Consider the following 6,870-nt stretch of genomic DNA (forward strand, 5'->3'; position numbering starts at 1 on the left):
TAAGGAAAATCGTAGGTTGGGCCAAGGCCCAACCTACAACTCTATTTAAAAATCCGTTGAACGTTCACATGAATGAGCGCTTGCGTTCCCGAAATAATGTTGTCTCCAGTAACTATTTCTCAGTATCTATTACCCTCAATGATTATACCGCAATTGGTGCTTTGATTGCTGGATGGGATTGATAATTTATAAACTCAAAATCATCATAAGCATAGTCAAAAATAGAAACCGGTTTGCGCTTGATATTTAAAGTAGCTAATGTTAAAGGCTCACGCGTTAATTGCGTGCGTGCCTGCTCTAAGTGATTTAAGTATAAATGGCAATCACCACCGGTCCAGATAAAATCACCAATCTGTAAATTGCATTGTTGTGCCACCATATGCGTCAATAAAGAATATGAGGCAATATTGAAAGGCACACCTAAAAATACATCTGCTGAGCGTTGATATAATTGACAAGAAAGCGTGCCATTGGCAACGTAAAATTGAAACAAGGCATGGCAAGGCATTAACGCCATTTGTTCTAACTCACCTACATTCCAAGCGCTAACGAGCAAGCGGCGCGAATCAGGATTCGTTTTTATTTGCTTAATAACATCACTGATTTGATCAATGGTCTGGCCATCAGCAGTAGGCCAACTACGCCATTGCTTTCCATAAACTGGGCCTAAATCGCCATTACTGTCTGCCCATTCATCCCAAATGGAAACATCATTTTCTTTTAAATAAGCAATATTGGTGTCACCTTTTAAAAACCACAATAACTCATGAATGATGCTACGAGTGTGTAATTTTTTAGTGGTTAATAAAGGAAAACCCTGACGCAAATTAAAACGCATTTGATAGCCAAAAACTGAAAGTGTACCGGTTCCAGTTCGATCAGTTTTTTCAGTACCGTTATGTAAAATATGTTCTAATAAGTGCAAATAAATTTTCATTGTTTTGCCCACCATAACCAAAACCCTAATAATAACATAGGAATTGATAAAATTTGTCCCATAGTCAACCAGTTAAAGGCAATATATCCTAATTGTGGATCAGGCTGCCGAAAACATTCAGCAATAATGCGGCAAATGGCATAACCGATTAAAAAAACCGCAGAGACACGCCCAAGAGGACGTGGTTTACTGGCATAGCACCAAATGATAATAAATAAACATATCCCTTCCAAACCAAATTCATACAACTCAGAGGGATGACGGGGTTGATCATCTACATGATAGTAAATCATGCCCCAGGGCATGTCTGTAACTCTGCCCCACAATTCGCCATTAATAAAGTTGCCAATGCGTCCAGCACCCAAACCAATAGGTACTAAAGGAGCGATAAAATCGCCAACTTCCCAAAATGGTTTCTTGTAGCGACGAGCAAAGCTCCATAAGGCTATGAGCACGCCCAATAATCCACCATGAAAGGACATGCCTCCTTCCCAGACTTTAAATAAATTCCATGGTGCATGAAGAAATTCAGTAAAATTATAAAAAAACATATAGCCGACACGGCCGCCTATAATTACTCCTAGCGCTGCGTAGAAGATGAGATCACTTATCTGCTCGGAAGTCCAATTTAATTGATAATGCTTCATTCGCCAATGCGCTAATAACCAGGCACTGATAAAGCCGATTAAATACATTAAGCCATACCAGTGTACTTGCACTGGACCTATGGAAAAAGCAACGGGGTTGATGTAAGGATAGATAAACATGAGTGTCCCTTTAGAAGAGCATTTTTAAACCAATAATCACTAATAAAATCATAAAACTATATTTTAATTGCTTTACTGGTAATGAGTAATTTAATTTTGTCCCAATGGGAGCCATTATACTGCTGGTAATACCTACGAGAAAGACCGCTGGCCAGTAAATATAGCCAGTAGTTAATGGGATGTTGCATGTTTCATTAAAGCCAGTAATCATAAAGATTACCGTACCGGTGATGGCAATAGATAATGCACTTAAATTAGAAATGGCTGCAATTTTGCGTGTAGGAATACCACAATAAGCACTAAAAGGCACAATGAGGATGCCGCCACCAATTCCTAACAATCCCGAATTAACACCTACCAAAAAACTAATGAGAAAAGTCATCCAATTAGGAGGAAATTTTTCTGGGCGCTCAACTTCTTTATCAAAAAACATTTTGGCCGCAACAAACAAGAGAAATAGGGCAAAGAATATTTTCAAATCATTGGTAGGAATTTGCGATGCGGCAATCGCGCCAATAATTGTGCCAATGATAAGGCCTGGCCAAAGTTTATTGAATACCCACCAAAGAATGGTACCTAATTTATAATGAGCTCTAATTGCTGCTTGAGAGGTGATGATCATGGTTGCCAAGGAACTGCCAATAGCTACATACATGAGGATATGCTGAGGAAAGAGTTGCAATTGTTGGAAGATAAAAATGAGGCCTGGCACTACAATAAGCCCACCACCAACACCAAATAATCCTGCCATAAAGCCTGCAAAAGAGCCCACACCTAAATAAACCAGACTATGCAGAATAAGCATAGTGATCATAGAGATTTTCCTGCTCGGATGAGGCTTCCTAACCCTTCGTCTTCGAGTGCTTTTTGTAGATGAAGTCGAATTTCTGCGGGATGCTCAAACTCCAAAACTTCAGCAAGAATTTTACGTGCATTAGCAATGGCAAAATTACGGATCACCCATTTCACTCTGGGTAAACTTGCAGAGTTCATACTTAAGGTATCAAAGCCCATTGCGATTAATAAAATTACTGCTAGTGGGTCACTGGCCATTTCCCCACAGATACTCACTTCAACGCCTGCTGCATGCCCGCCTTCAACTATTTTAAGCAGTACACGTAGCATGGCAGGATGTAGGGAATCATAAAGACCAGCTACTCGAGCATTGTTACGATCTACTGCCAAGAAATATTGGGTTAGGTCATTAGAACCTACGGAAATAAAATCGATACGCTTGGCAATTTCACGTGCTAAATAAGCTGCTGCAGGGACTTCAATCATAACGCCTAATTTAGGTTTTTCAATTTGACAGCCTTCTTCAAGTAATTCTGCAAAAGCCTGATCAATGAGGTAGGCTGCTTCTTCTACTTCACTAAGAGTAGTAATCATCGGTAACATAATACGCAGATTATTTAATTCTTCACTGGCGCGCATCATGGCGCGAACTTGAATAAGGAATACATCGGGGTGGTCTAAGGTTACCCGAATTCCACGCCAGCCTAAATAAGGGTTATCTTCTTCTACGGGAAAATAAGGCAATACTTTATCACCGCCAATATCTAAGGTGCGCATCGTTACTGGGTGTGGGGCAAAAGCTTTAAGTGTTTGGCGATAGATAATGGTCTGTTCATCTTCTGAAGGGAATTGATCGCGACTCATGAAGGGAACTTCAGAGCGGTATAAACCCACGCCTTCTGCACCTACGCTCATGGATAACCCGGCGTCCATGGCTAATCCTGTATTGACTTGTAATGAAATTTTATAGCAATCGGTGGTCTCTGCAGGTTTATCACGTAAGCTAATCAAGCTTTGATTTAATGCCTGTTCTTCTTGTTCTAATTGTTTGAATTCCGCCAAGACAGTTTTCGAGGGGGAAATATAAACATGGCCATAATAACCATCCACAATAATTGCACGTCGCGGAATTAATTCCAGCTTTAAGCCTCTAATTCCCATTACCGTAGGCACGCCTAATGCGCGGGCTAAAATTGCTACGTGTGAATTGTTTGAGCCCTTGGCAGAAACCACACCGGCTAAACAGCCTTCAGGAACTTCAGCAAGAGCTGCAGCGGTGACTTCTTCACCGATTAAAATTGTACGTTTGGGATAAACTAATTCTTCATGTTGTGACCATTGCAGTGCGGCAAGAACACGACGCCCCAGATCACGAAAATCACTGGCTCGCTCACGCAGGTAGGAATCTTCCATGCTCTCAAATTGGGAAACGTGCTTTTTAATCACTGTTGCCAAAGCTGCTTGTGCACTGATTTTTTCTTCACGTATGACTTCTTCAACTTCTACACCTAGGCTGTCTTTATCCAAGATGCGTAGATAGACGTCAAATAAAGCATGTTCTTCGTTAGCAACAACAGCTTTCATCCGCTTGCTTAAACGTAACATGTCTTCGCGAGTTGCTTCAAGTGCTTTATAAAAAGTGCAGATTTCTTCATCTAAAGTTTCTACTGGGTGCCTGGGGACCGCATCAATATCCGCTGGAGGATAAACAACAACAGCTGTTCCAATTCCCACACCCGGAACTGAGCCAATGCCGGTTAGAGCAATTGGGAAATTTTCTGTTTTATCCGCACTACTTTGATGTTTTTTCGGTTGTGTCAGTTCAGTCAATTCACCAGTCGCTTCCGCATGGGCAATAATACCACCTAATTGTGCGGCTAAGGTAATTAGGAATGATTCTTCTGTATCGTCAAAACAACGCTGCTCAGTTTGTTGGGCAATCAATACGCCATAGAGTTTACGATGTTGGATGATAGGAACACCAAGAAAAGCATTAAACCGCTCTTCACCTAAAAGCGATTGATGGTAAAAGTCAGGGTGGGAAGGAGCATTTTCAATGTTAATAGGCTCTTCACGTCGCCCCACTTGGCCAATAAGCCCACTATCAAGAGAAATACGTACGTGGAACTCCGCTTGCTTATTTAAGCCTTCAGTCGCTATGAGGACGTATTCTGCGTGTTTGGTATCGATAAGGTAAACGGAGACAGCCTCAGCATTAATGGCTTTATTAATTTGTTGCACCAAAATGCCTAGCGCCTCTGAGAGATGTTGGGCTGCGGTGACTTCTTGAACGATTCGTTTAAGTACCTTGAGCATCGATGCCTATGATTACCTCTTTTTTCGTTTTAAGCCGTAAGGCGTACGGCGATTTTTTTGTAGTAAAGGTTCCAGCTCTTTTAATGCCTGAGTATACACCTGGCGCTTAAAAAAGATGACCTGACCTTCTGGCTCATGAAAATCGATCCAACGCCAACTGTCAAATTCTGGCGAATCGCTTAAGTCCAGTTTTACTTTTTGTTCACTAGCAACAAGCTTGAGTAAAAACCATTTTTGTTTTTGGCCAATAACTAAAGGCTCACTACCATGACGCAAATATTGTTTAGGTAGTCTATATTTTAGCCAACGCTTGGTAGAGCCAATAACCTCAACATCTTCTTTATCTAATCCTACTTCTTCATGCAGCTCACGAAACATAGCTTGTATGGATGTTTCACCTGCTGCGATTCCACCTTGAGGGAACTGCCAAGCATCATGCCCGCTTCTTCTTCCCCAGAATACTCTGTTTTGCTCGTTGACTAGGATAATACCTACATTCAACCGATAACCGGCACGATCAATCACCATGATGTCACTGTTTAGATTAAACCGCTAATATCTAGATTTTTCCATAAAGTGCAAGACCTTGGCAATTTAAATCGTCATTATTACTTAAAAAAAATCGATGAATTGGGAGTAATTGATTTTTAAACGCCAAAATCATCAAAAAACAGATAAAAGCAAGAGCTTTCGCCTTTGTTCCTATGTATATATAATTAACACAAATATTTTAATTTAAGATCCTATGAAGAAACGTGTTCTGATTATTAATACTGGTGGTACGATTAGTTCCATGAAAACAGAGCAGGGCTATGAGCCTGTACTTGGCTATGTGGCGGCAACGTTGCAGAAATTGCCCTTATTACAGCATCCGGATCTTCCTGCGTTTACAATTAAAGAATACCAGCCATTATTGGATTCTTCGAATATGACGGTTACCGAATGGAATCGGATCGCTAAAGACATTGCTGATCATTATGAACAATTTGATGGATTTATCGTTTTTCATGGTACCGATACCATGGCTTATACTGCTTCTGCATTGTCATTTATGTTAGAAAATCTGGCGAAGCCGGTAATTATTACGGGGTCACAAATTCCATTATCTGAGGTGCGTAATGATGCATTGGATAATATTGTGACTTCGCTATGGCTTTGTGCGCATCAATCCATACAGGAAGTATGTATTTATTTTAATCAGCGATTATTGCGTGGTAATCGTACACAAAAAGTCAATGCCCAAGGTTTTGATGCCTTTGATTCACCTAATTATCCGCATTTGGCTTCAATCGGCATAAAAATTAATATGCATCAGCATCTGTTATTAAAACAACCACAAAAATCGTTTAACCTACAAATGATTCAGCCACAATTTATTGCTAACTTTAGATTGTTCCCTGGTTTTGCAACGGAGGTATTGGCTTATATTTTAAATCAACCGTTATGTGGATTGATTTTGGAAACTTATGGGGCTGGTAATGCGCAAAACAATGATCCACGATTTTTAACTTTGCTGAAAGACGCTTGTGCACGTGGCGTGATTGTTATTAATTGTACACAATGCCTACAAGGACGAGTGGAAATGAGCCAATATGCGACTGGATATACTTTAAAACAAGCTGGATTGATTAGTGGTCATGATATGACGCCTGAGGCTGCGCATTGCAAGCTCTTGTATTTATTAAGTAAGAAATTAAATAGTGCACAAATTAAGATACAGATGGAAGCCAATTTGTGTGGTGAGTTACTTTAATTCTATTTACGGCCCTGAGGGGAGCCCTCAGGGACAAGCCGCGGTACGTCGGATTGTTCTCTAGTCAAGGAAAACTTAAGGCTAATTGGAAGAGCCCACCTTCGTGTGATTTATAGTGAAGAAGTATTTTGTTGAAAGGTATTCCATTCTTCTTCTTTTTCCTCCTCTGCTAATTGCTTTTGGGGGGAAGAAATAGGTGAAGAGGTGTGCATATGTAGTGAGCTTACGAGACTCGAACCTATTGGACTTGATGAAGTTGATGAAGTTGATGAAGTTGGTGGAGTTGGTGGAGTTGGTGGAGT

At 40.6% G+C, this 6,870-nt stretch carries 7 protein-coding genes; 2 read left to right on the plus strand and 5 right to left on the minus strand.

Annotated features, from left to right (window positions below; translation table 11 throughout):
- Positions 1 to 182: hypothetical protein (locus QM652_RS13580; protein WP_415076697.1), on the plus strand; the 182-nt coding region annotated here is incomplete at its 5' end.
- Here QM652_RS13580 and thyA read toward each other — a convergent pair.
- The 5 genes from thyA to QM652_RS13605 are packed head-to-tail and all read right to left on the minus strand — an operon-like array spanning position 143 to position 5,340.
- The gene (gene thyA / locus QM652_RS13585; protein WP_415076699.1) at positions 143 to 937 is read right to left on the minus strand and encodes a thymidylate synthase; all 795 of its coding nucleotides are present in this window, start codon (positions 935 to 937) and stop codon (positions 143 to 145) included. The two genes, QM652_RS13580 and thyA, sit on opposite strands and share 40 nt — an antisense overlap.
- The gene (gene lgt, locus QM652_RS13590) at positions 934 to 1,704 is read right to left on the minus strand and encodes a prolipoprotein diacylglyceryl transferase (RefSeq protein ID WP_415076701.1); all 771 of its coding nucleotides are present in this window, start codon (positions 1,702 to 1,704) and stop codon (positions 934 to 936) included. Before lgt ends, thyA begins: the two co-directional genes overlap by 4 nt.
- A gap of 10 nt (positions 1,705 to 1,714) precedes the next feature.
- On the minus strand, positions 1,715 to 2,518 hold the full coding sequence (locus QM652_RS13595) for a sulfite exporter TauE/SafE family protein (protein ID WP_415076703.1): 804 nt from the start codon (positions 2,516 to 2,518) through the stop codon (positions 1,715 to 1,717).
- Positions 2,515 to 4,815, minus strand: a complete 2,301-nt coding sequence (gene ptsP, locus QM652_RS13600) for a phosphoenolpyruvate--protein phosphotransferase (protein ID WP_415076705.1) — start codon at positions 4,813 to 4,815, stop codon at positions 2,515 to 2,517. The genes QM652_RS13595 and ptsP overlap by 4 nt, the downstream gene beginning before the upstream one ends.
- 12 nt (positions 4,816 to 4,827) lie before the next feature.
- Positions 4,828 to 5,340 (minus strand): RNA pyrophosphohydrolase, encoded by a 513-nt coding sequence (locus QM652_RS13605; RefSeq protein WP_415076709.1) that lies wholly within the window; start codon positions 5,338 to 5,340, stop codon positions 4,828 to 4,830.
- A gap of 220 nt (positions 5,341 to 5,560) precedes the next feature.
- On the opposite strand from QM652_RS13605, the gene ansA reads away from it, so the two are divergent.
- Complete coding sequence (ansA, locus tag QM652_RS13610; RefSeq protein ID WP_415076707.1) at positions 5,561 to 6,568, plus strand: asparaginase; 1,008 nt, start codon at positions 5,561 to 5,563, stop codon at positions 6,566 to 6,568.
- Positions 6,569 to 6,870: the final 302 nt, after the last annotated feature.

It is taken from the genome of Legionella sp., assembly GCF_047605385.1.
Lineage (GTDB): Bacteria > Pseudomonadota > Gammaproteobacteria > Legionellales > Legionellaceae > Legionella.